Origin of the sequence: Vibrio echinoideorum, assembly GCF_024347455.1 — a bacterium.
Classification (GTDB): domain Bacteria; phylum Pseudomonadota; class Gammaproteobacteria; order Enterobacterales; family Vibrionaceae; genus Vibrio; species Vibrio echinoideorum.
This window is the reverse complement of record NZ_AP025484.1, coordinates 853,956-878,354: the sequence shown is the minus strand read 5'-3', so window position 1 is coordinate 878,354 and position 24,399 is coordinate 853,956. Positions and strand designations below refer to the sequence as shown.

Genomic DNA, 24,399 nt, shown 5'->3' with positions numbered 1-24,399 from the left:
TATCCCTAATTAAGGTAATTCTGTTACCCAAGGTTCCCCCTGAGTTGCTTTGTGATAACCATATTCATATATGGTTAATAAGTAATGTTCATCAAACATGTCTTTGGTGCGTTTCGCATATCCAAAGTCGTGTTCCATATAAGTGAATTGCATACCGATATTATTGATTTCACTGATGTATTTCATTCGATATAGGTCACCACGTGTTTGAGCAAGAGTCAGGCTTGATACACTCTTTGCTACCAAATCGAGTCCCTTATCTCTGAGCGAGTGATACGGTGCTTTCAGCGAGCCATTTCGAATAACATCGAGTTGTGGTGGCGCCTTTAACCCAAGTGAATCTGAGATCTGTTGATAATCGAAGTTAGATGGATTGAAGAACACTTGAGTCGCTAAACCGCCATCGACGTGCAACTCTTCAAAAATTACACCTTCATGTTCCACATTGATGAACTGCGGTGGGAATACTCCGGGAATGGAAGCACTTGCCGCCAAGACCTTATAAATGAGTTCAGACTTATTTGGCATGTCACTGTTTGCTATTGCACCCACATTCCAAATGACAAGTTCGCCAGAATCAAAATGTGTGGTGCCAATAAACAGACGTTTGCCGCTGCGATGTTGCGTTGCAATTTGCTCAATCATTGGTTCAGGGAAAGCCTCAGCAATAAACTGGTACAAGTGTTCTCCATCGGTAAACGCATCTTTAAAGACAGTGTTCAAAAAGTTCTTTTTTCCGAGCACTGATTTATCATTGATGTTCAACATTACTTCTTTCATCTTCGAAAACGCGTCTCCCCCGATAAACACAAACGGTGCCATTAATGCTCCTGCGCTGATGCCAGTCACTATGGAGTAGTCCTTCAGCTGGCCTGATTCTTCAAGCCCTATCAAGATACCCGCACCAAAAGCTCCGTTTGCGCCACCTCCTGACAATGCCAAGATGTTCAGTTGATCGCCTGATACAGTAATCGGCGTGGTTTGATCGTCTGCAGAGTATAAGAAGTCTGGCGCCTCACTCGCCCAAATACGCAGTGGCTCTGCTATTGATGATGCATCTTCTACAGTGACTTCTTTGTAATTGTCTTTGTTTACGCGTACATCCAATGTGTGAGGTGAGCTACAAGCCACCACGAGCAAAGACATAGCTACAGTAAAACCCGAAGAAATTAGACGGTTCATATTTAGGCTCATTTAATGTTCTCTAAAATAATCCAGAGACTCTGTTTAATAAAAAGAGAAATAAAAAACAGAGAGGTTAATAAATAGGGATAAAGTGAAGTCCATCTCTTTGTGGTCGTAATATAGCTAGGATCCGGCTTAACTCGTAATCTCGTTTGGAGGACGCTACCCATCGAAAAAACCACACTTCAATCAGTTACGTGCGGTTCAAGCTTCCATGAGTTCTAACGCTATAAATAACGTATAGGCCTATCCGATCTTGACTACATTGAAGTCATGGGTTGGTTCAACAAATTCATATTGAGCGTTAATCGTTTGTAGCTCCCAAGTGCCGTAACTCTTTGTCAATTCCAACACACCATAAACGGCGTTATTCGTATGTCGAAATGCAGCGACTGGAGACATCCTTTTCATTAACCCTGCGGTAAAGAGGCCAGAAATAAGGTCACCTACACCAACCGGCTGTTTATCAAATTCGATGTTCGGTCTTTGAGCTAAATAGCATGCTTTTTTCGTTGCTAGGATCATACTGAATGCGTCGTCAGGTAATGATTGCAGATGTTTCACTAGCACGATCTTTGGCCCAAGTTCCAGAGCTTTCTTACAGGCTGTAACTGCATCATAAAGTGAGTAGATCTTTGTATTGGTCAATTCGCTCAGCTCAAATTGGTTTGGCACGATGACATCTGCAATAGGCAATAAGTGTTTGGCAATAGCCGCTTTAACGCCCTCATCAACAATGCAACCTTTATCTGGGTCACCCATGACAGGATCACAAACATAGAGTGCACTATGGTTCTTTTCTTTAATGAGGTTCACCGCCTCGGCAACCGCTTTGCATTGGTCTGCACTTCCCTGATAGCCCGATAAGACCGCCCCACAATCTTTCAACGCACTGATGTTGTCTAATCCTCGAACTAAGTTTCGAATATCGTCCGAACTAAATGTTTGCCCCGTCCAACCTTGTTCATATTGAGTGTGATTAGAGAACTGAACAGTATGGATTGGCCACACATCGAGTCCCATTCTTTGGATTGGAAAAACCACAGAGCTGTTGCCTGCATGCCCATAAACCACGTGAGATTGAATAGAAATAATGCTTTTCATACGCCGCTCTTTTTTCATTTTGAATTAGATTTTGGATTACTAGGGTAAGACGACTAAATAAACACAACGGAACGTCAAGATAAGCAGTTTTTGCCTTCTAACCATTGTGCTTATTTGGTCGGAATAGCCTCGACATCGCCGAGGCTTATTCTTAGTGAGTTGAACGTCATTGACTTAAAATCGAGTCTTCGGTTTTAAGTTTGACTAAAATTTATTCGCCTTGAAACTCAGCGAAGTGTTCGTCTAACACCTTGCGTGTTGCGCGGCCAATCAGTTCGTACTCGTGGTGAGTCAGGTTAGCCAGTGACACACGAACAGAAGCGTGTACTACATCGAAGCCTTTGCCAGGAAGCAAGATAACACCAGTTTCGTGTGCAAGGCGGAACAGGAAGTCTTTACCCTTCTCGTTCGCTTTGAACCATTCAACGAAAGCTGGGCCGTACAATTTGCCGCCCAAAGTGTCGAGCTCAAGCAATGTGTAGTAGTCCACACGGTCTTCGTTTTCTTCAATTTCAATACCCATATTTTTGTACAAAGTTTTGTAACGCTCGCGAATAATACGTTTGCACGCTTCTTTGTAGTTTTGCTCTGAGTCCATTAGGCAGTTCAATGAGAACAGCGCCATTTGAACTTGTTGTGGTAGTGAAAGACCGGCAGTGTGGTTTAATGCAACACTTCGGCTGTCTGCAACGATACGGTCAATGAACTTAATGCCGCGTGGTTCTGGGTCTAGCGTCTTGTAGCGATCATCCAGTTCCAGCTGACGAGTTTCTGGTTGGCTGCGCATTGCATCATCGAACACATTGTTGTGCTGAATCGCAATCGAGCCAAGGCGCCAGCCTGTCGCACCGAAGTACTTAGAGAATGAGTAAACACAAAGCGTGTTGTATGGAAGTTTGGCAAACAGTGAAACGAAATCGTCTGCGAATGTACCGTATACATCATCGGTGATAATGAACAGATCACTACGTTGTGTGTTAACGAAGTCTGAAAGGTTATTCAGAGTCTCATCAGAGAACTTCACTGATGCAGGGTTTGCTGGGTTTACCACACATAGCAGTTTGATGTCCTTGTCTTCAAGCTTCTGGATTTCAGACATAGGTAGCTGCCATGTTGTCTCATCTAAACGAAGCTCAACAATTTCTAGTTCGTATTCAGAAAGCTCTGGGATTTCTAGGTAAGGTGTGAAGATTGGTGTGATTAACGCAACCTTATCGCCTTTCTTTAGTAGACCGTTGTGAAACATGGTTTGGAACGTATACGTCATCGATGCCGTACCGCCTTCCGTTGCAAACAGATCGAAATCTGTCGTCATTGGCATTGGACCGTACATCTCTTCTGCAATGTATTGTTTTACAACGCTTTCGATATTCGTCAGCATGCGTGGTGGTACTGGGTAGTTACACGCTAAATACGCATTCACTAGCTCATTTAAGAACACTTGCTTCTCGATACCTAAGCGATCTTTTGCGTAGCTCAGAGCTTTTTCAATGAATTGAACACCTGGGTTCTGTTGATTGTTGTTTGCGTAAGAATCAAAACGCTCAACAATACCAACACCATCTGGAATGCCGCCAAAGCTACCATCTAAGTAAGAGTATGTGCGCTCCGCTTCCATTACTGCGAATTCACCCAAGCGAATAAATGCTTTACGTGGCAATGTTGCTAGGAAGTTAGGATTACCACGACCTGCATCTAATAAAGTACGGTCTGGTACTGTTTGCGCAACTTCAATTAATTTGTCTTTTAATTCAAACGGGCTTAAATCAGCGAATTTGGAAAAGTCGATAGTTGTATTTTGTTTAGTCATGATATTTACCTAATAATTTAATCTTAAACACTTTCAATTAAAATGAAGTGTTTATTTAAGTATGATTATTCAGGCCTATCCTATTTCATTATTGGGTAGGCCTTTTAATAAGGTGATAATTTTTTAGTGTCTTTTAAATCGGTAATTAATTCTTAGGTTCAATTACATACCCGCATTAACCGTAATAATGCCGACGATGATGGGACCCCACAATGTAAGTAGAACATTAGCTACTGCGTAAGTTACTGTGAAAGTAAATACAGGTGTTGCATTGCCTGTTTTTTCCATTAATGCCGCAAAGCCAGGGTTTGCGCTGCGTCCGCCAGTAACACAACCTAAAGCTTCTACTGGGTTCTTGATCTTCAACACAAAGTACGAGAAGAAGAATGAAATAATCTGTGGAATGATGGTGACTGCCATACCCAAGAACAGAAGTGACATACCGTGCTCTTTGATGGTATCAACCGCTTGAGGGCCTGCTTGTAGGCCCACAATTCCAACAAAAGCTGCTAGGCCAAAGTCACGAATAAAGTTAACGGCTCCAACTGGAAACTGTGCAATGTGAGGGTTTCGGCTTCGAATCCAGCCAACGAATAAACCAGAGATCAAACAACCTGCACCAGAACCGATCGTTACTGGGATACCAGCGATTTCAAAGCTAATCAAACCAATAAGCAGACCAACAACCATACCCAAGCCAAGAATGACAAAGTCAGTCATGGCTGCTGAACCCATGCGCTTACCGATGTGTTTTTCAACTCGGTTGATGTCTTGAGCGGTACCCGTTAGCTGGATAACATCGTTCTTTTCAACAATAAGGTTTTCAGTAATGGCCACTGAAGTACCTGCACGCATGTAGTCTGTCACATACACGCCACGGAATGAACGTTCGTTTGAGCTGTCTTTGATTTCTCTTAGCGAACAACCAATCAGCTTGCGGTTATCAGCGATAAGTTGACGATTTTCTTCTATAATTTCATAGCTTTCAGGAAGAGATACTTCTTTGCCACGAGCGCTACCCTGTAACTCTTGGACCGCATTTCTACGACCAGTTACAACGATGATGTCACCTTCTTTGAGTACTGTGAACTTGTCTGCATTAAGCTCATGGCCATCACGCTCAATCAATTCGATACAAGCAGAAAGCGATGTGTTATTTAACTGTGCTAAGGTATTTCCGACTAACTTGTCTCCAGAACTCACTTTAAACGCACGGGTAACTAATGCCGTAACCGCATTAAATTCACCAGGTGCCAGTTCGCGTTTACCGCTAGAGTTTTTTTCTTCTAGGGCTATCGCTTCAGCTCGAATGTCCCATTTCATCAGTGTTGGGAATACCCAAGTCACCATCAAGATTGGCCCTAAAGAACCAAAGATATATGTTACCGCGTAACCAACAGCGACATTTGTTTGCATCAGGTGTTTGGCTTCTTCAGATACGCCGCCTAAACGTGCAATCGCATCGCCTGCAGTACCAATGATCGCAGATTGAGTTAAGCCACCAGCCGCTAGACCTGCAGCTGTACCTCTATCTAGGTCAAATAACCAAGCAGCAGCAAGCACACACAATAAGCCCGAAACCGTCATAACAACCGCAGAGAGCAGAATGTTAATTGTTCTGAAGTTAAGGGCTTTAAAGAATTGCGCACCGCCTTGATAACCCACAGCATAAATAAAGAGCGCAAAGAAAATACTTTTTACGCCGGGATCAATCTGAACACCAAATTGCCCAATAATTACACCCATTAATAATGTTCCGGCTACCCCGCCTAAAACAAATCGGCCGATAGTAATTTTACCAACCATATAACCCAATGAAAGTGTAATAAATAGTGCGACAAATGGTGCCATGTCAAACAGATTAGAAATAATGTCCATGACAAATTTACTCTTGTTACTAAATATAAGGAGTAAATAATCTAACGAATAACTTAATAATGATATTTGTTGGATTATTCAAAATAAATAAAGCATCTCGTTGCTTCGAATCGAATATTAAGAACAAAAGGTTTTAATATGTAATCTCATTTGATGGATCAAATCATCACTTTGACTATTTGGAGAGCTATTAATGCGTAATTTAACTCTAAAGTCGTTGTTTTAACTGCATTTATCTGACACTAGAAGAAGCAGGTTATTTTCGAAATAAATTGCGATTAAATGTTTTTGAAACCAGAACGGTAACCTACCTGCCCTTGTTCTACTGGCTTACGGCACTAAAGAAAGATGTAGTGAACATAGTCACCGAATAAATTCGGACTTTTGATGGATCCGATCCTCTATACGCGATTATCACAATAAATCGAATTCCGTTATCTTTGTATTCATCAAACAAATAGAGAAAAGAACCATGAACACAATGCCACATGAACTTGTGTGGGGTGAAGTCTACTTCCCACCGCTGTTATTGGTTATCGCACTGGCTTACATATTGACAATGCTGACAGGGTCAATCGCTACAAGGTTTGGCCTTCATAAGTACGTCGCCTTTCCTGCAATAGCAGAACTGAGCTTAATCGTGATTTTTACTGGCGCTATCGGCCATTTTATTACCATTTTTTGAGGCACTTACTGTGATCAAACGTTATCTCATCACACTTTTATTATTGGCAGCAGCGGGAACTGTGGTTTATAGCTATTACCAATCTTACTCAAGCAATCCGTGGACCAGAGACGGACAAGTTAGTGCTTATATTGTCTCGATTACACCTCGAGTAACGGGTCAAGTGATTGAAGTACATGTCGAAGATAACTCTAAAGTGAAAAAAGGCGATCTTCTTTTTGAAATCGATCCGAGTATTTACAAGGCGACCTACAAAAAAGCACTTGCCACTCAAAAACAAGCGTTTGCCCTACTCGCCAAAGCCAAAAATGAAGAGCAACGCGCCTTGAATTTAGAGAAAAGAACACCCGGAGCAGTACCCGTTCTTACTCTAAACAACTTAAACAACGCTGTAGAAACAAGCGCCGCGAATGTAGAACTAGCAAAAGCTAACGTAGAAGAAGCACATTTGAACCTTGAGTACACCAAGGTATACGCGCCTACTAACGGCTACATCACTAACCTGAACCTACGTGTAGGTTCTCAAGCTGTCGCGAATTCACCTGTGGTTGCGTTAATTGATGAAGATAGCTTTTGGATTGAAGGTTATTTCAAAGAGACAGATTTAGTCGGCGTCGACGCTCAGGACACTGCCTATGTGACCTTAATGATGCACAACAATGTTCAACTAGAAGGACATATCAAAAGTATTGGCTTTGGTATTGCCAAGCAAGACGGCAGCACAGGCAATGATTTGTTGCCAAACGTTAATCCAAACTTTCAATGGATACGTTTAGCTCAACGCATCCCAATCAAAGTAAAGCTAAACAAAATACCAGAAGACGTACAACTGCGCGTTGGTATGACTGCCTCGATTAAAATAATCAAAAATAGCTAGGTGATTCTAATGTTCAATGCATCGACTAAAGACGCGATTAAAGCCGCACTCTCTATCGTTATCGCAATCTGCCTAGCATTGTGGTTTGGTTGGGAAAAACCGTATTGGGCTGCGATAGCCGTAGCAGTGATGGCATTGAACGAGAGCTTCGCCCATTCAATAAACAAAGGCCATAACCGGTTAATGGGAACCTTGTTAGGGACCAGTTATGCCTTTTTCCTTATCGCCATGTTTTCTCAAGATCGTTTCTTGTTTCTTACATTTTTCACCCTGTTCCTTGGTGTGTGTATCTTGATGTCGAGCGACGAGAAGTACGGTTATATCTTTTCAATTGGATTTGCCGTGTGTTCAATTGTTGCATGCATGGGCGGGTTTGATAGCCAAACCACCTTTCACTTTGCTGTTCTTAGGCTTCAAGAGACACTGCTAGGAGTTATGGTCTTCTCTTTTGTGTATCGCATCGTGTGGCCTGTGAATACTGAGCTCAACTTTGTACAACGTTTCGAAACAAGTAAACAAGCGTTATTAGATGCAATGAAAAAAACATTCGACATCGACATTGCCGCTCTTGAAAACAACACCGCAAATATTGATAAGCTGTATCAACTTTTAGATTTGCCACTGACTGGAAGTTACCACCTTAAAGAGAACATCCAAACATGGCGTTTGCGTATCGATGAAATGGCGCATATCCAAGATGTATTAATCAAACAAAGTAACAGCGAATCTAACTTGGGTATCCAGTGGTCGGTTATTATTAAGAACTTGAAGACGTTCGATGTATTAACACCAGATCAATCTCTTGTTGAAGGTGAACTCAATGTAATGGGCGATCATAAAGAAGTGTCTTGGCATCATGCTCATCGTACGTTTGTTGAACATTTGAATGAAGATGGGCGCAAAGTGCTGCAAGGCGTGTCGATGTTTATCACATCACTATTGATTTGGATTTATCTCCCAGTGCCGGGCGGGTTTATATTTCCTATGTTAGCCAGTGTATTCTCTTCTATGGTGCCGACCATGCCACCAAGCGTTATTAAGGATGCCTTCTATGGTGTTTTGGGCACAGGATCGGTGATTCTGTTGCAATACATCTTTGTGATGCCATTAATGACAGAGTTATGGGAGCTCGGTCTATTCTACTTCCTTAACATTATGGTGATATGGAAAGTGTTCGCCACGCCTAAACTCATGGTGCATCGGATACTAGGTGTTAATTTGTTAGTTGTACTGACATCTGGAGCTCTCAACCTTACGCCCGTTTACCAAATTGAAACGCCGCTATTAATGTTGGTTAATATTTTAATCATTTTAATGATAGCCAAGCTGTTTACTGATCTATTTAGAGTGAAGGTCACCGCTTAAAGCTCAATACATAAACCACGATAACAATACGGTCTGCCAAGTATTTTACTTAGCAAGCCGTTTTTATATCCGATAAAAACTATAAAAATCAATATTTTATAATGGTTATTTATTTAAGTAGGATAGCATCCATCAAACGCGATTAACGCGATTTACCACCTGCTCTTAAAATCCTCTCATTGATTGACGCAATGCATTTTTAGTCGCGACATTCACACTAGCAATCCTAATGGATAGATACATAACAACTGAACACGAAGTTCAGTTTTACATCGACTGTTTGAGCCTCGAAGGTTTGAGGCCACTCAGCGTGGAAACCGTCATGAGTTTTTTTGAAATCCGCAACAGCGCCTGTAAGACCCATACTCTTTCTGTGTTAGCGAGCGCCCTATTACTTACTACTCCCACTTTTGCGTCAGCAGCAGAAACCAAGACTTACACTGAAGTCAAAGAGCAAGGTCGAGTACTGTTTGACAAATATGGCATCAGTCATGACTTGCCAAAGCTAGCAATCAGCTCACTAGTACAAGGTGAGCACTTAGTTGAACACGCACATCGTACTCTGCAAGTTGGTGATGACGTTCGTGACTCAAGCGTCTACCTCGTCAAGAACACCGACAGCAAAGGCAACATCGATCTTCGTATCAAATACAACCCAGAAGAAATCGATGAGAACGAAAACTTGCTAGATGAGATCGAAGCGTTCACACGTACCGAATATCGCTTACGTGATTACGCTGAAAGCTTTGATTCATCCTCAGTGCGCGTGAAAGAAATTGACGATAACAAGGTAATCATCAGCTTCGATTATTCTAAGTATGGACTGCCTCAAGACATCGCGTATTTCCGTTTTTTGAATGTCGACATTGAGTTAATCGATGGCGAACCTAGGCGCATGCTGATCACTAACGATAAGCCATTTAATCACCACGTATACAAAGTAGAAAACTATCGTCAAGAGATTAAGTTTTACACATTGGATTCTGGAAAGGTTGTTATTACAAGTAAAACAACTGAAGTCATAGGTACATCAAAGAACAAACCCATGAAGATGACGAGTTTAGTTGAGCCCGTTGCACTATATGAAGACGACAACGGTGTACAAGTTCTGAATGAAGAAAGACTTCAGGAAGTATCAGACCCAAGAATGCAAGAAGCGAGCGTCAAGCTAGACCGAGTTTTTCCGTTAATGGGTGACATGGTGCGCCGTCAAGGCATTGATTTGCCTCTTCCATTCGGTGTATCAGTGGCTTATCGCAACCAAGACATGGACATTCCAATGACTGATTACGTGATTGGTGGTGTTCGCTTGAATGACTTATTTGATCCTGAAGATAGCGTTGCGACAGTTAAAGCAGAAAGCATTTCGATACGCGGTGACGTAAATATCCTGCCATTCTGGAATGTATTCGGATATGTAGGAAAGGTAAACGTTGATGCGAATGTGGATGCGGCTTATACCGGCGCAGCAGGTGAATACCTAAAAGACAAACTCAATGACAAATTGCCTGGGCTAGGTAACGCACTTTGCGAAGGTGTCTCTGCCTTATGTAACAGTGGCCGTTTGAATGTACCACTTCATCTTGAATATGACTTACGCGGTGCGGGCACCACATTATCTGTTGGTTACAAAGAGTTCTTTGCCTCAGTCACAGGTACCTATTCACAAACACGCCTGAAAGGAATGGATGATTGGGGCGATGGCATTGTCACTGTTCAACCCATGTTGGGTTACCAGTTTGTCGATTATCGAGCTCAATTTTTCGTTGGTGCTGAATACCAAGGTTTAAATTCTCGTATGCAAGGCACTGTAAAAACCGATGACATCGAATTTGATTATGACGTTGGTGTCGACATCGATCAGTGGGCATTCCTAACAGGGGTTAACAAACAGATCGGCAAGCATTACAACATGACCGTGTTGTACAACAAAGGTGAAACTCGTTCGGCTGTAACGCTGAATCTTGGCTATCGATTCTAGTCACTGAGCTTGGGGTTCCAGCCTAGCCCTTAAAACCAGGTTGTTCTTGATAAGAAATTTTGTAGCTCTGTTATCTACGTAGATGACGATTAAACAGACTACGCCGAATACTATTGTGGAAACTCTTTTTATGACTATTGCATACCGCTCTATGATCGCCCTTACTATTGCTGCTGCGTTAGCAGGTTGCGATACAGATACCGCCCCTACAGTTCCACTCCCAGACAAACCAGAACCGCTAGTTCCGGCACCGGCTAAACCATTCGATGCTCAAATCGGTGACGTAACGATAAAAGCGACCAAAGAAGAGTTGGTTCTAACTTCAAATACCAAAGACGACAAACTGGCTTCTGTTGAAACCTTCAAAGGTATTCGCTTTGCGGATGCTGAACGTTTTGAGCACAGCACCCCTGTAGAACTGACTGAGCTGTTGAACTCAGAAGGCATTGTCGATGCCACTTCCTTTGGTGATGCATGTCCTCAATTGAAGACCGTTTCACAGACACAATCTGAAGACTGTTTGAACCTTAACATTTGGCGTCCAGTAGGCGTAGATACTGATGCAGATCTACCGGTTTATGTATTCGTCCACGGTGGTGACTTTGAATATGGCTCTGGTGCAGAGCCGCTCATCCAAGGTGATACGGTTGTAGCGCAAGGCGCGGATGAAGGTAACCCGTTTATTTACGTGACATTTAATTACCGTTTGGGTCTTTTGGGATCCATGTGGGTAGACGACGAAAAAGGTGGTAATTTCGGCATTGGTGACCAAAAACGTGCGCTTCAATGGGTGAACAAGAACATTTCTAAATTTGGCGGTAATGCTGAAGATGTCACTTTGATGGGACAAGGCTCAGGTGCGATGTCTGTGGGTGTTCTTCAACAAGATAACGTGGTGGACTCTATAGTCAATGTTAACGGTGACATGAAGTACTTTAATCGTGCGATTATGCAGAGTAATCCTTACGGTTTTGAATACAAAAGCAACGCAACAGCACAAAATAGTAGTGTTTCTGTGTGTGAAGCATTAGAGACAACTGATACAAAGACTCAATTGAATGCCTTAAAAGTCGCTTTAGAAGCTTTACTGGCTTTGGATATACTGCCAGAGGACATACAAAACGTTTTGGAATCTATCGCCGATGACCTGCCATATTTAGCAACTATAACTGTATGTGCAGATGACTCTATCGATCAACAACAAAATTTAACACTAGACAAGATCCTCGAAGCACAACGTGACACCTTACTTTCACCAGTAAACAAGGTGCTAAATTGGGTTGAAAGCAGTGTGCTAGGGGTTATAAATGATGATAGCAATACTCCAATGTCCAATTTAATGCCATTTGCACCATATATAGACAGAAATGGTACAAATCAAGGTTTACACCTAACCAACCAACCGGTATTTGAAAGTTTTTCAGTACCAACTGTCATCGGTAACAATGAAAAAGACGCTAACACTATGAGTACGTTACCTGCCCTCACGTTCTTGATTCCAACGATTTTGGAGTTATTACAAGAGGACATCGACAACGGTACTTTTGAATCACTTAGCGAAGGCAATAAAGGTTTGGAGTTAGCGGTATGGCTTCAAGTTGATGACAACCAACAACGAGTAATCGATATGGTATCAACGCTTTCGTTAGATGAAGTTCAAACTCAAATAGAACTGGGTGACCTACTCGACTTGTTGCCATCAACGGCGTACGAAGCGGTAGCTAAGCTGTTTTTCGGTCTAGGAAATGCCGACTTCAACAATGATGTATTAGGTTTATCCGATTACGCGCCATGGTCTGAGAATGAACTTGGTGGTGCAACGAAGAACATGTCCCAATTTAAGACATTGATGAATGACATGCTATTCCAAGCCCCTGCTCGTAACCAAGCGATTCGTTCTTCTGAAGATATGAATACCCCAGTATCTATGTACCACTTTGCGTATAAGCCAAGCTTTAACGTTTGGACATACAACACTCAAGGTGAAGATGGCGATTTAGATATCGGTGACCTGCTAAAAACGTTTGCTTGTATATCCGGTGCTTGTGGTGGTTCAGAACTGCCGTTTATTTTCAACAAACCGTATAAACTAGACGGTTCAGAAGTGAGCCTAAGTTCAAAAGACCAAGCTTTGATGAACGACATGTCTCGCCTATGGTTCAGCGACAATCTGTTTACCGACTATGAGTACAGCCAGCAACAAGATAATGTACTGTTCGTCGATGGTGACGGTCAAATAACCATTGAAGACAATTGGGATGTTCGATTCAACGAATCTGAAGATGACAGTATGCTTAACGGCAGACTTCAAGGCTTAAATGATCTTGGGCTTACCTTAAAATACATGTCTGATTACGAAATCCCTAATCAGGACTAACGTTTAATCATCAACCACTCCCGCAATGGCCAGTTATCTGGCCATTGTCACCTCTACCCTATTTTTATGGAACATCACAATGTACTTCACTCGTATTCACGCGCTGATGGTGCTATTTTTGTCGATCTTAGTTACTGGCTGCGCCCAACCTTATCCCGATGTTGAACCTGACTTCGAAGCAAACTGGAAAAGCACAGAACATCACGCTGAGGTGTACCTGATCCCGACTGCGCCAGAAGCCTTCGCTCGTCGTATCGAGCTCGTTCGCCAAGCACAACACTCGATTGATATGACTTACTTCTCTTGGGAGCGTGACACGCTTGGTTTGATGCTTCTAAACGAGCTAAAGCAAGCGGCAGATCGTGATGTTCACGTCCGACTAACCTTAGATGACTTACTGGTTTTTAATGATAAATGGCTAGCGGAATTGGACTCACACGCCAATATTGAGATTCGACTGTTCAACCCTTTTGAATCACGTAAAGTTGGCTGGATTGGCCGCGCGTTCAACTTCTCGACTCACCAAAAACAACTGGATAATCGACTTCACGAGAAGTACTTCAATGTTGACCATCAATCGATGATTTTGGGCGGAAGAAATATTGGTAATGATTACTTTGGTTATAGCGAAAATGCCAATTTCTTTGATATGGACGTTCTGTTTCGAGGTACGGTAATAGCGTCTTTCGACCGAAACTACCAAGCACTTTGGGAGAGCGAATACGTAGTGCCAATTCAAGAGCGCATTCAAATCCAGGAGACCGAACAATACCAAGCGTTCACCAAAGCGTTAAACAAAGGCGAGAAGAATACAGCGTTGATCACGTCTGAAGTCGAAAGGCAGATAAAGAGCTTAAACCAACCGAAGTTCATTTCGGCCTCTGTCACGCCGGTATTTGACTCACTGGAGAAGCTCAATGACAACAAGCCTTACTTTCGTCAACGTACAGAGCACTTAATGAAGCAAAAAGTAGCGACGCCAACTAAGGCTATAATTTCTACGCCTTATATGGTGCCAAGCAATAATCAGTTTGTGTTTGTCGATGCGCTCAGAGAGAACCAAGCCGAAGTCACTTTACTGACCAACTCATCGGCTTCCAATGATTCAGGCTTTGTACCAGCGTATTACGAAAAACACCGTGAGACTTTACTCGACAAAGGCGTAGGTATCTATGAGTACAAAAGCCAAGCTATCAATGATGATCACTACTTTCATGTTGATACCTACTACCACAACAAGACAGTAATTTTAGATGACCGTTTTACCTACATTGGTTCTTCTAACTTTGACCCAAGATCGGACTTTTTGAATGTCGAGCTGGGGGTACTGATCGACAGCGAAGCGTTTGCTCAGCAAGTGATACGTTACTTAACACGTCAGAAAGAGGAGTTATTCTGGGAGGTGTCACGTGCCCAATCAGGTGAGACTACTTGGGTTTCAGGGGAACAAAAACAGACTAAGAACCCTGATTACAGTTCATGGAATACGTTGCCGGATTGGTTGTTCCGCAAAATAAACGGCGAGTTTGAGCTTTAATACTAATGCCCGTGAGTGTGTCAGAATCATAAAGTCCTTATTTGTCTGCAATTCTTTGTAATTCATCAATCTTCAAAACATAAAAACCGCGTGATTCGCGGTTTATTTATGTTTCAGGCAAGCAGATCTCAGTTTATAAACGACGAGTCATCGCTCTCTTAGCTACGTAGTTAACCATATCTAACGTTGTGTAAATAGATTCAACATCACTAATGTCGTAATCAAGATGGTCACGTTCGACATACTGTTCTGCTAGTCGATAGATATCTACAACACGCTCAGCCACAGCTTCCATTGGGTCAATAAGTTTGATAGTTGGAAATGCACTTGCAAGCTGTTTTCTAACAAGAGGAAGTTCAGTACACCCTAAAATCACGGTATTTACCCCTTTATCAACGATACTTTGTACAGCAATCGAAAGTAGCGCTGCATTATGGTCAAACTGACCGGCTTTAATACCGTTTGTTTTACGAATCGCTTGACCACACTCTGTCATCTCCCCCGTCACTTCACCATAGATAGCGCTATGTACGTTATGCTCTTGCTCAAAGGCATCTGGCTTAACAAACACCAGATTGGCGTCAGTTAAGTAACGGTCATAGATTCCCGAGTTGTAAGTACCATTGGTACACAGAATACCAACAATTGCTTCCGGATTGTCTTCTTTGATCTGATCAACCGTGGTTTGAAGCATATCGACGATATAAACATTGGTATGTTTTTGAACTTCAGGTCTGAAGTAATGAGCGGTATTGCAGGTCATTACGCCAAATTGAACATTGGCATGTTCTAAAATGCACGCTGACTCAATAAGCTCTGGAACAGGGTCGGTGCCGCCTTCGTTAATTGCTTCAGAGCGGTCCGGAATATCTGAATTTTTAACCACAATCATGGCCATATGATCTTGGTCTTTTAGCGCACCATGCTCGATCTCTTTCTTAGCAACGATATCTTGGAATAACGCATCAGCTTCAGGTCCCATATTACCAAAGACGCCAAATCGTACTTTTTTCATCGTATTTACCTTTATGTTTATTTAAGCACAAAGGTTATTACGCTTGCTTGATTTCCTAGAATCCCATTAGATGGATCAAACCCTCCCTGAGACCCGTAAATATTAAAACTGAGTGCCTAGAGAAAAATGGATACGGAATTCATCACCTTCGGGCGCATCCAGACCATAGGCAAAATCGAGTTTGACTGGCATAAGCTGTGAGTTCCAAATCAAGCTCACTCCCGTGCCACGCTTCCAATCCGCTTGTTGATCAAATGCATCTCCCACATCAAGAAAGGCACCCAACCAAATTGAACGATAAACTTGATGCTGATACTCGATTCCAGCCGTTAACATATAACGTGCCCCCGTTAACTCGCCATTCTCGTCTCTAGGAGAAATCGATTCATAACCATAGCCCCGCAAGTTGCCGTCTCCACCAGCAAAATAACGAAGCGAGGAAGGCACATCCGATAATGATTTTGCGATATTAATGCCGACGTTAGAACGGAAATGAAGCTTTTGCTCATCACTAATATCCCAAGAAACTACACTGTTTCCTTCCAACCGTAATAGCCTTGAATCAGAGAACAGATTAGGGTCAGAATACTCAATAGAATAGATGTGTCGATGATTAAGCTCCAATTGATCATTCTTACGATCAACCTGAGAAAAGCTGATTCCAGGTAAGAACAATTGAGATTGCTCTTCTTCAGAGGCCTGACGGTACTGCTCGTGCAAGTATTTGACGTAAATAGTACTTTGCCAATCGCTGTCTAGTTGCCAGTAACGTTCAAACTTAAGATCGTTTGAAAAGCTTTTTGTGTCTCGACGATCAATACGTTTCGATTCAAACTGAATACCAAAGTAATCGGTCGTTACCTTTTCCGTCGGGATTTTATACCCTAATTGAAGCGACTGCTCTTGTTCAGACAAATATGTCTGTGTTTCAAAACTGTGTCCCCTTCGGTTGTACCAAGGTTTTAACCAGTTCAGAGAGGCTCGAAATCCGAGATCGGTAGAATAACCACCACCAACTTGAACAATATCACGTGAGCTTGGCTCCGCGATGATTTCAATTGGGACTTCCAGACTGTTATCAAGGTGGTTGAACTCACTGTGCACAACGACGCTGCGAAACCATAGAGTGTCAGACAAATCAGATTGCAGTTCACCTAACTTGATGGTGTCAAAGTCATCACCTTTTTTAAAGGTAGGTATTTTCTCGATACGAGTAGGATCAACGCCATCATCTGGAATACTTATAGAACCAAACTTGTATCGTGGCCCACTTGAAAAGTGCAGGTAAATGTTGGCGATGTTCTCGCTGGGAATCACTTCAATTTTTGACTCGATAAACCTACCGTCAAAATAACCTTTCCGCTTCGCTAAAGAGAAAATCGCACGCTTAGTTTGGTCGTATTCTTGATGAGACAAAGTTAAACCTGAGCCTAACTTGCTATGATTGAGTATGTTGATGAACTCTTCATTTTTACTCGCTTCGCCTGTGACTTTTACTATCGATTCTGCGATGCGCATGACAGGACCAGAATCGATGTTAATGATCACGTTATCAGAATCATTGAATTCGATATCTAGCTGAGGGTGATAATAACCATAAGGATTGAGCGCATCTTGAATACGTTTAGATAGCTGTGACGCAGGAACATCGGCTAAAGGTTCTAAATATAATTCTACATTTTCGGTGAGAGTTTTATTAACCCCTTTAATCTCAAATTCAGCAGCTCTCGAAGAGTGTTGGGTAAACAGGAAAAATGAAGCTACCAGCACTAATTGTTTAATCGAGGTCTTCACGCGGTTACCCAATTTGCTCAAAACCCGAACAGGTTATGAGCAAAGCGTTAAATCGCTGAATCTCTTATGGAGGACGCTATCCTCCGAATGAACTTATCTTGTTGTTTAGCACCGTAACAGTCGCTTGTTTACGACTCAAATCCCCGTACTACAGAAACAAAAAAGGCGCTCATAAGCGCCTTTTAAATCCCTACTATTTACTGATTATCAGTAATCTCTCAACCAAATATCATGATTAGTTTGAGCTTTTTTATTTTTCTTCTTTTTGCCAGTCCCTTCGGGTGGTGCGACAGGTTTTAACGCTGCAACAAGTTCAGCGGTTGCTTCTTCATCCACTTCAAAACCTTCTACTTGCTCACGGTCAAGACGGATTTTGTTCTTCTTCTCGATGATCTTGAAGTGATGGTAATCTTCGTGATCGATCAATGACAACGCAAGGCCAACCTCACCTGCACGGCCACTTCGACCGATACGGTGCATGTAATCTGATGGGCTTCTTGGTAAATCAAAGTTGATTACAACTGGAAGTTTTTCAATGTCCAAGCCACGAGCAGCGATGTCTGTCGCGATTAAAACGTCAATCTCTCCAGATTTGAAATCTTCAAGGATACGAGTACGTGAACCCTGCCCTTTATCACCGTGGAATACTTCTGCGATGATACCGCGCTTGTAAAGCTTGTCTGCCAAGTGCTCACAACTGTTTTTCGCATTAACGAAGATCAGAGCTTGTCGCCATTGGTGTTGTTGAATCAGATGTGCTAGCAGAGCTGTCTTGCGTCCTTTCTCAACTTCGAATACACGCTGCACCAATGTGCTCGCGTTTGCACTTTGAAGTTGAACTTCAATCGGGTCGTTCAGTAATTCGTGAGTTAATGTTTTAACTTGCTCTGGGAAAGTCGCAGAGAACAGCAAGGTTTGCTTTTTGCTAGGAAGAAGTTTCAAGATCGCGTCTAGTTCTTCTGTAAAGCCAAGGCTCAACATGCGGTCCGCTTCATCAAGCACTAACGTCTTTACTTTATCGAGTTTGATAGCGTTGCTTGAGATCAGGTCAAGCAATCGACCTGGTGTTGCCACCAAGATATCTGTACCGCCACGTAGCGCTTGCATCTGAGTGTTCACCGACACACCACCGAATACACAAACGGTTTTAATTGCACCGTTGAAATGCACTGCGTAAGACTTAACGCTATCGGCAACTTGCTTAGCAAGCTCGCGTGTTGGAACCAAGATAAGGCCAGAAACATAGTTACCTTTGCCCGAACGACGGTCTAAAGGTGCATCTTCATGAATCTGCTGTAATAGTGGAAGTGCAAATGCCGCGGTTTTACCTGAACCGGTATTTGCGCCTGCAATTAGGTCGCGTCCTGCTAACACACTTGGAATAACTTGCGCTTGGATAGGCGTTGGCTGTTGGTATTCAAGCTCGGTAAGACGAGCCATCAATGGTGAAATTAAGCCAAGATCAGAAAAGTTGGTTGGTGTTGTGGTGTTAGTCATTAATTGCAGGAACTCAAAGCTAAAATAATAGCGCGCTATACTAACGTATTTCAGCCGTATTACGTAACTAAATCGCCCTTTTCACTGTTGTTTAAGCAATTAAGACCAACCAAAATACATCCGGAGATGAAGTAAGTGATACCAAAACTATTCTCGCGCCGCTTTACTTCTATGCCTTTGCCTCAATAGATTGTCATACCTTCCACTCAATTTAACCATCCAGCGACTGTTTGCGTCGGAACATATGAGTTTGGCTCGGTTAACCACACGGCTACGGCATCTGGCGTGGCGACCAATGGAGCGAAATTCACATTAAATTGCCATTGAGACTCACCACGTTGATAGCCGTCGTAAACCACGACAAAATCATGCTTGAGTTTCTTACCTCTGTTTTCTCCGGCTTTAACACTAGTGACTTCGTTCATCGCTAATAAGGCTATATGGGCAACATAAGTGCCTTTACCTTCATAACTCACCGTAAAAGAGTCATTTTTTCGTTCAACGGTTAAATTAGGGCTTGTTTGCTCGGTCATTGACGGTAAGTTTCGGTCGAGCCAATTGAAGTAACCGCGCCACTCTTTACCGTCGACAACAAAGCCTGGAGTATAAACGCCACTTGTTACCCCGTAAGCTTTGTATAAGCGTTGCTTCTGACTGAACGCTTTGCTGGCGAACTTGTCTCCCCAACCTAGGTAATCCCAGTAGTCAACGTGATAAGCGAGCGGAATGACTTGTGTCCAGAGTTTCGGATGATCTTCAAAAGTGCTGAGGTATTCATCAGCAGGCGGACAACTCGAACAACCTTCAGAGGTAAAAAGTTCGATAACCTGCGCAGGCTGTCCTTCGTTACTCCACGTTTGTGCAAACGACACAGAGGAGTAGGCACCAATTGGCAAGGCAAGTAAACAGAGTTTAATCAATGGTGAGTTGCATTTGGCGTGTGACATACCGTGATCCTTGTACAAAGCGAATTTACTGGCGCTCAAATACAGACCGTTATGCCTAAGTCTTTCTTTCAGGTGATGAGTTTCTTTCAGATGTCGGGGTTATTTCAGATGCTTAGTCTATTTCAGACACACAGCTTATTTCAGATATAAAGCTTTCTTTCAGATACAAAAACGCCAGCTTTAGAAGCTGGCGTTTTCTAATTCTGTATTTCTTTAATTCAATGCGTTTACGCTGGAATTAACGGTTGATACCGATATCGCGTTGCATGTGACCAGATAGGTCGCTTGCGTAGTAACTACGTGGAGAGTTGTCTACGAAAAGAATATCGAAAATGTGTGCAATCAATCCTTTGATGTTAACCGAGTAGGTCTTCTTATCCATAGAGTTAGGAACAGCGATAGTATTCATTTGCATTGCTTGAGCCATGATTGCCTCTCTATAAATTTGTTTATGTGGTTCGTTCTGATGACAAGAATAATAGGTGATCTTTTGCAGGTTAAAAAATGACTAAAATTAGAAATTCAGATTAGTTTTTCTAATAAAACAAGCCATTAACAATACCTTGAAATACATATTCACACTTGATGAGTAAAAATTCACAACAGCGCCTAAATCATGCATTTAGTACAAATAACCCTCAAGTAACAGCGGTCAATGTCACAAAAAATTTACATAAATAAATTTCAGTCTTCATTGACCACCTAATCCTTATCGAGTTTTCGATAAGTTATTTTTGTTTTAATTTACTTGTTCAATGTCTGGCTTCTTCGCATAAATCGACGCTATAACTGCAATCGTCATAGTAGAAATCAGAACAGCTAGCGACCAATACGTTGGGATAGCCCACTCACTGTCAACCAATAGCATTTTCACACCAATGAACACCATGATGAATGCCAGTGCAGGCTTCAAGTAGATGAACTTATCCATCATGCCTTGAAGAACAAAGTACAAAGAACGAAGGCCAAGCAATGCAAATACGTTCGCAGCCAGTACTAAGAATGGTTCTCGCGTAACGGCGAAAATCGCAGGAATAGAATCCAATGCGAACATCACATCCATGACCGCAATTGCACCAATCACCAACATCATTGGCGTCAGCACCCATTTAGTGCCTTGCTTGATCATCAACGCTGGGCCGTGGAAGTTTTCAGTTACAGGCATCACTTTACGAAGTAACTTCTCAGGTAGCGTATTCACGCTCTCCTCTTCGCCCTTGTCTAACGCCAGCTTAATACCCGTACCAATTAGGAACGCAGCAAATACATAAAGTACCCAGTGGTATTCTGCCAACAGTTGAGCACCTAATGCGATCATAATTGCACGAAGCACTAATGCGCCAATTACGCCCCAAAGAAGCGCACGAGGTCTTAGATGCTCAGGAACTTGGTATTGAGCAAAGATCATCGCGAAAACGAACAAGTTGTCTACACTAAGGGATTTTTCTAGCAAGTAACCGGTAATAAATGACACGGTTGCTTTTTGGGCTGTGTATTCACTATTCGGCGCATAGATGTCCCAAAAAAGGTAAATGGAACCAGCAAATAAAAACGCGAGCACAAACCAGAAAACGCTCCAAATTGCCGCTTTCTTGATGGTGACACTACCACCACGAGTCTGATAGATATCAATAGAGACGAGAATTACTGTCAGCAGGAAAAAGCCCGCATAAGTCGTCATGATTGGCGATGAAAAAAAGGATTCACTATTTGTAGATAATAGAGATTGAGTTGAGTTCATTATTCCTCCGGGCGGAAGAACTGTTCAAGACCTTCCGCAAACAAAACATATCAAGTTCCACGACGGATCTTGATTGTGATTGCGTTGGTCTCGTTGAAGTGAAATATGGGATTTCACCTTTACATACCGGATAGACTCTTGGCCTAACGAGATGACGATATGTAAACTTGCGCTAACTACTCCCCAAACGCGTGGATAATATTCCCCTATCTTTGTTTCGTCTAGAAAAATTTTCGGAAATAAATAAAAAAGGAGCAAAACGCTCCTCATTTATTTCTATAGGTTTGTCAAAACGACATTCGTATTGATGCTGAGAATACTACTGAGAGAATTAACCCCTAATACCGTTACTCAGTGATACAAATCCGTTACTCAATGATACGAATAACGAACGAGTCTTGTACGCGCTTTGTCTGACAGTTCACTTCAAGGCACGCTACGTTATAAACCCGCAGTAGGCACCAAGTACACCAACGCTGACCAAACAGACACCCAACCAACCACCGCTACTGCATCCAACCAATCTTTCTTATCCATGCTTATCTCCACAAGAAGGCAACCTGCAGGAATAAAGCATAAACAATGCCAAATTTATAAATAGGCAAAACTAATAATACCAACCATAAGCATTACCTGTGGCTATTTAAAACACTCCAAACAATTCAGCGGCTCGTTGTGTTGCAGTGACTCTGGGTGGTCTTGTAGAAACTCGATAAAACAGTCAGCCATTGAGTCGGTCGTAACCACGCCATCACCTATCATATCCAGGACTGCGTTATAGCCCTCTTTTCCTTTCATGGTGTAGGCTGACGACGCGCCTCGATAGACACGGTCACGAGAAACAGCCTGCCAGCCCAATGCTTCAGAGTGAATTTCTAAATGGTGAATCCTATGCCCTAGAGGCGCTTCTTTGTGATAACAGAACCTCAGGTTATGCGTATAAGGGAAACTGCCTGAACCTGTCCCTACAACGCCATTATCCAAAGCATTGTTGATTGCACCTTCAAGCATGCCTGCGATCGTTTCACCTTTTACTTCATACACACCAATGGGTACGGCAAACGGTAGTAGTTTTCCGGCAATATCGGCAACCGAAACATCACCACTATTCAGTGAATTTCTGACGCCGCCAGAATTATGAATCGCGAAATCGACTTCATGGCCTTTCTTATTCATCAAGTAGTGAAATGACTGAGCAACCAACGGCGCAAGTTGGCTTGGACCTTGTTCATCAGGAATACGCACATGGCGAAGTTTTGTATCGGCATGAGCGATAACTTGTTGCTGAAGCTTCCTAACTCTAGGCTGGTATTTGTCGGTAAGAATGCTTTGTAGTTCAGGATCTTTCTTACATACCGCAATATTCTGGTGGTTGTTTAAGAACTCACATGCCATATCGTGGGCGTCGTCTTGTCCTACTTCACTCAGTTTCGCGTCTATAAACAGTCGACGGCCTAACAGCAGTTCGTTCTTACCGTTAAAGTGAGTCACTTTGCCTTCAGCATCGAACTCGATTTCGCAGTGTCCGAGGCTCATTGCGTGGAAACCCGCTTGCACAACATAGGTGTCACCGACTTTCACACCGTAATCATCATCTTTAACTAAGCCAATATCAGAGAAATCACCTTGTAAGCGATGACTATGACCACCAACAATGACACCAATACCTGTTACGTTGGCTGCTAACTCTAAATCAGCTTCGTAACCAAGATGGCTAAGTAACACAATCTTGTTGATGCCAGCTTTATGAATCTGCTCAATGGTCGCTTTTGCTGTTTCTAAAGCATTTTCAAATGGTGTATCGATATCTGGATTAGCAATGCCTGCCATCTTGTCGATGCTTAAGCCGAATATGGCTACCTTCTCGCCATCAAACTCTTTCGTTATAAAAGAAGCACTTCGCGTTTTAGTCAGATAAGGCTTAACAATTTCGTTGTCCGCTAAGGTATGAGTTTTATTGATATCCTCATTCGATAGATTCCAGTTACCGGCCAACAGCGGGAATTTGATTCTTTTCGCGAAAATCGCAACGGGCTCATTACCCATGTCTAGCTCATGATTGCCGAGCGTCATAGCATCTATATTCAGAGCATTTAAAAGGTCGGCGTTCGCTTTTCCCTTGAACAGAGAAAAGTACAAAGTGCCCTGGAAGCAGTCTCCGGCGTGTAAAAACAAGGTTCCAACCTTTTGTCGCTGGGCATCTTGTTCTATTTGTTTGAAACGTGTTGAGATTCGAGCAAAGCCACCAGCACTGACATAAGGTTCAATGATGTGGTTGTTCATTTTAAGTGATAGCTGTAATGAGGTTGGTTCAAAGTATGAGTGGGTGTCGTTGATGTGTGCCAACACTATTTTTGTCGGCTTATTATTTTTAGTCATATTTTCTTCTCTCTTTGTCCCTTCATACTAGGTCGAGAATCATGACAGAATCGTGAATTTTATGAAACTGCACTGCAATAAATTTCTCTATATAGATCAAAAATCTCATTTTGCGCTGTATTAATAAAGAGCGGGTTTTGTGACAAATGAGCATACCGAATAAACAATTATCGATTATGATTAAAGATATCTGTTAGCTTTCAAATAATTAGCAGACTCTTCCGTTA

At 42.4% G+C, this 24,399-nt stretch carries 17 protein-coding genes; 6 read left to right on the top strand and 11 right to left on the bottom strand.

The genetic code is table 11. The features are described 5' to 3' along the window. Positions 1 to 9 precede the first annotated feature (9 nt). The 4 genes from OCV36_RS20115 to aspT all read right to left on the bottom strand — a co-directional run bounded on the left by OCV36_RS20115 (position 10) and on the right by aspT (position 5,977). Complete coding sequence (locus OCV36_RS20115) at positions 10 to 1,182, bottom strand: patatin-like phospholipase family protein (protein WP_135457865.1); 1,173 nt, start codon at positions 1,180 to 1,182, stop codon at positions 10 to 12. 249 nt (positions 1,183 to 1,431) lie between these two features. After that, a complete protein-coding gene (pdxY, locus tag OCV36_RS20110) occupies positions 1,432 to 2,289 on the bottom strand; it encodes a pyridoxal kinase PdxY (RefSeq protein ID WP_135457863.1) in 858 nt (285 codons plus the stop codon). Between the two features lie 211 nt (positions 2,290 to 2,500). Continuing rightward, complete coding sequence (locus OCV36_RS20105; protein WP_135457861.1) at positions 2,501 to 4,099, bottom strand: bifunctional aspartate transaminase/aspartate 4-decarboxylase; 1,599 nt, start codon at positions 4,097 to 4,099, stop codon at positions 2,501 to 2,503. 162 nt (positions 4,100 to 4,261) lie between these two features. Beyond that, positions 4,262 to 5,977, bottom strand: a complete 1,716-nt coding sequence (gene aspT, locus OCV36_RS20100) for an aspartate-alanine antiporter (protein ID WP_135457859.1) — start codon at positions 5,975 to 5,977, stop codon at positions 4,262 to 4,264. A 472-nt stretch (positions 5,978 to 6,449) separates the two neighbouring features. On the opposite strand from aspT, the gene OCV36_RS20095 reads away from it, so the two are divergent. The 6 genes from OCV36_RS20095 (at position 6,450) to OCV36_RS20070 (ending at position 14,799) form a co-directional block, all read left to right on the top strand. Beyond that, the gene (locus tag OCV36_RS20095) at positions 6,450 to 6,662 is read left to right on the top strand and encodes a DUF1656 domain-containing protein (protein ID WP_010429574.1); all 213 of its coding nucleotides are present in this window, start codon (positions 6,450 to 6,452) and stop codon (positions 6,660 to 6,662) included. 10 nt (positions 6,663 to 6,672) lie between these two features. Next, entirely contained in the window at positions 6,673 to 7,539 is an 867-nt protein-coding gene (locus OCV36_RS20090; RefSeq protein ID WP_135457857.1) for an HlyD family secretion protein, read from the top strand. Between the two features lie 9 nt (positions 7,540 to 7,548). After that, on the top strand, positions 7,549 to 8,904 hold the full coding sequence (locus tag OCV36_RS20085) for an FUSC family protein (protein WP_135457855.1): 1,356 nt from the start codon (positions 7,549 to 7,551) through the stop codon (positions 8,902 to 8,904). Between the two features lie 322 nt (positions 8,905 to 9,226). Continuing rightward, positions 9,227 to 10,885: a hypothetical protein gene (locus OCV36_RS20080; RefSeq protein ID WP_135457853.1), complete on the top strand. Its 1,659-nt coding sequence runs from the start codon at positions 9,227 to 9,229 to the stop codon at positions 10,883 to 10,885. A gap of 130 nt (positions 10,886 to 11,015) precedes the next feature. Continuing rightward, positions 11,016 to 13,262 carry a carboxylesterase family protein gene (locus OCV36_RS20075; protein ID WP_135457852.1) on the top strand — a complete coding sequence of 749 codons (2,247 nt, stop codon included), beginning with the start codon at positions 11,016 to 11,018 and terminating at the stop codon, positions 13,260 to 13,262. A gap of 79 nt (positions 13,263 to 13,341) precedes the next feature. Then, positions 13,342 to 14,799, top strand: coding sequence for a phospholipase D family protein (locus OCV36_RS20070; RefSeq protein ID WP_135457850.1), 1,458 nt, complete (start codon positions 13,342 to 13,344; stop codon positions 14,797 to 14,799). A gap of 133 nt (positions 14,800 to 14,932) precedes the next feature. On the opposite strand, the gene OCV36_RS20065 is transcribed toward OCV36_RS20070, so the two are convergent. The 7 genes from OCV36_RS20065 to OCV36_RS20035 form a co-directional block, all read right to left on the bottom strand. Next, on the bottom strand, positions 14,933 to 15,814 hold the full coding sequence (locus OCV36_RS20065) for an aspartate/glutamate racemase family protein (protein WP_017059808.1): 882 nt from the start codon (positions 15,812 to 15,814) through the stop codon (positions 14,933 to 14,935). Positions 15,815 to 15,916: 102 nt separating this feature from the next. Next, entirely contained in the window at positions 15,917 to 17,620 is a 1,704-nt protein-coding gene (locus OCV36_RS20060; RefSeq protein WP_135457848.1) for an autotransporter assembly complex protein TamA, read from the bottom strand. Between the two features lie 195 nt (positions 17,621 to 17,815). Further along, positions 17,816 to 19,105: a DEAD/DEAH box helicase gene (locus tag OCV36_RS20055; protein WP_135457845.1), complete on the bottom strand. Its 1,290-nt coding sequence runs from the start codon at positions 19,103 to 19,105 to the stop codon at positions 17,816 to 17,818. Positions 19,106 to 19,311: 206 nt separating this feature from the next. Next, a complete protein-coding gene (locus OCV36_RS20050; RefSeq protein ID WP_102576224.1) occupies positions 19,312 to 20,052 on the bottom strand; it encodes a DUF1223 domain-containing protein in 741 nt (246 codons plus the stop codon). A gap of 238 nt (positions 20,053 to 20,290) precedes the next feature. Further along, positions 20,291 to 20,479 carry a hypothetical protein gene (locus tag OCV36_RS20045; protein ID WP_017079198.1) on the bottom strand — a complete coding sequence of 63 codons (189 nt, stop codon included), beginning with the start codon at positions 20,477 to 20,479 and terminating at the stop codon, positions 20,291 to 20,293. A 312-nt stretch (positions 20,480 to 20,791) separates the two neighbouring features. Then, positions 20,792 to 21,793 (bottom strand): TerC/Alx family metal homeostasis membrane protein, encoded by a 1,002-nt coding sequence (locus tag OCV36_RS20040; RefSeq protein ID WP_029224955.1) that lies wholly within the window; start codon positions 21,791 to 21,793, stop codon positions 20,792 to 20,794. Between the two features lie 639 nt (positions 21,794 to 22,432). Next, entirely contained in the window at positions 22,433 to 24,172 is a 1,740-nt protein-coding gene (locus OCV36_RS20035; protein WP_135457843.1) for a bifunctional metallophosphatase/5'-nucleotidase, read from the bottom strand. Between the last annotated feature and the right edge of the window lie 227 nt (positions 24,173 to 24,399).

What these genes read in the sequence shown, in the direction of transcription:
- OCV36_RS20115 (WP_135457865.1), bottom strand. Translation starts at nt 1,182, where the DNA reads ATGAACCGTCTAATTTCTTCGGGTTTTACTGTAGCTATGTCTTTGCTC.
- pdxY (WP_135457863.1), bottom strand. Translation starts at nt 2,289, where the DNA reads ATGAAAAGCATTATTTCTATTCAATCTCACGTGGTTTATGGGCATGCA.
- OCV36_RS20105 (WP_135457861.1), bottom strand. Translation starts at nt 4,099, where the DNA reads ATGACTAAACAAAATACAACTATCGACTTTTCCAAATTCGCTGATTTA.
- aspT (WP_135457859.1), bottom strand. Translation starts at nt 5,977, where the DNA reads ATGGACATTATTTCTAATCTGTTTGACATGGCACCATTTGTCGCACTA.
- OCV36_RS20095 (WP_010429574.1), top strand. Translation starts at nt 6,450, where the DNA reads ATGAACACAATGCCACATGAACTTGTGTGGGGTGAAGTCTACTTCCCA.
- OCV36_RS20085 (WP_135457855.1), top strand. Translation starts at nt 7,549, where the DNA reads ATGTTCAATGCATCGACTAAAGACGCGATTAAAGCCGCACTCTCTATC.
- OCV36_RS20080 (WP_135457853.1), top strand. Translation starts at nt 9,227, where the DNA reads ATGAGTTTTTTTGAAATCCGCAACAGCGCCTGTAAGACCCATACTCTT.
- OCV36_RS20075 (WP_135457852.1), top strand. Translation starts at nt 11,016, where the DNA reads ATGACTATTGCATACCGCTCTATGATCGCCCTTACTATTGCTGCTGCG.
- OCV36_RS20070 (WP_135457850.1), top strand. Translation starts at nt 13,342, where the DNA reads ATGTACTTCACTCGTATTCACGCGCTGATGGTGCTATTTTTGTCGATC.
- OCV36_RS20065 (WP_017059808.1), bottom strand. Translation starts at nt 15,814, where the DNA reads ATGAAAAAAGTACGATTTGGCGTCTTTGGTAATATGGGACCTGAAGCT.
- OCV36_RS20055 (WP_135457845.1), bottom strand. Translation starts at nt 19,105, where the DNA reads ATGACTAACACCACAACACCAACCAACTTTTCTGATCTTGGCTTAATT.
- OCV36_RS20050 (WP_102576224.1), bottom strand. Translation starts at nt 20,052, where the DNA reads ATGTCACACGCCAAATGCAACTCACCATTGATTAAACTCTGTTTACTT.
- OCV36_RS20045 (WP_017079198.1), bottom strand. Translation starts at nt 20,479, where the DNA reads ATGGCTCAAGCAATGCAAATGAATACTATCGCTGTTCCTAACTCTATG.
- OCV36_RS20040 (WP_029224955.1), bottom strand. Translation starts at nt 21,793, where the DNA reads ATGAACTCAACTCAATCTCTATTATCTACAAATAGTGAATCCTTTTTT.
- OCV36_RS20035 (WP_135457843.1), bottom strand. Translation starts at nt 24,172, where the DNA reads ATGACTAAAAATAATAAGCCGACAAAAATAGTGTTGGCACACATCAAC.